This window comes from Neisseria sp. P0001.S005, assembly GCF_051963715.1.
The window spans coordinates 1-604 of record NZ_JBQCTZ010000501.1 but is presented as its reverse complement, the minus strand read 5'-3'; the positions used below and the strand labels follow the sequence as shown (position 1 = coordinate 604).

General features: G+C 57.9%; 1 protein-coding gene. It reads left to right on the top strand.

Going from position 1 to position 604, the window contains the following annotated elements:
• Positions 1 to 5: 5 nt before the first annotated feature.
• Positions 6 to 604 (top strand): FUSC family protein (locus tag ACTHSP_RS21310; RefSeq protein ID WP_440346920.1); only part of this gene is annotated, 599 nt, incomplete at its 3' end.

Sequence of the window (604 nt, the reverse complement as noted above, 5' to 3'; positions counted from 1 at the left end):
ACAACATGCCTGCCCAATCCGAACGCCTCCATTTTTCCGAACGCTGGCTCAACGCCTACGAACGCTACCGCTATCGCCGCCATATCCACGCCTTCCGCCTCGGCTTGGCAATCGTGTTTTCCACCCTGTTGGCCAAAGTCTTCCACCTGCAACACGGCGAGTGGATCGGCATGACCGTCTTTGTCGTCCTCGGCATGCTGCAATTCCAAGGCGCGATTTACTCCAAAGCAGTCGAACGCATGCTCGGCACGGCCATCGGTTTGGGCGTCGGTTTGGCCGTTTTATGGTTGAACCAGCATTATTTCCAAGACGGCGTTTTCTTCTATCTGATTATCGGAGCCGCCAGCGCAGTGGCCGGTTGGTCTGCGGTCGGCAAAAACGGCTATGTCGCCATGCTTGCCGGTTTGACCATGTGCATGCTCATCGGCGATAGCAGCCACCACTGGCTCGACAGCGGCCTGATGCGCGCCATGAACGTCTTAATCGGTGCCGCCATCGCCATTGCCGCCGCCAAACTCCTGCCCCTGCGCTCCACCCTGATGTGGCGCTTCATGCTTGCCGACAACCTCACCGACTGCGCCAAAATGATTGCCGAAATCAGCAA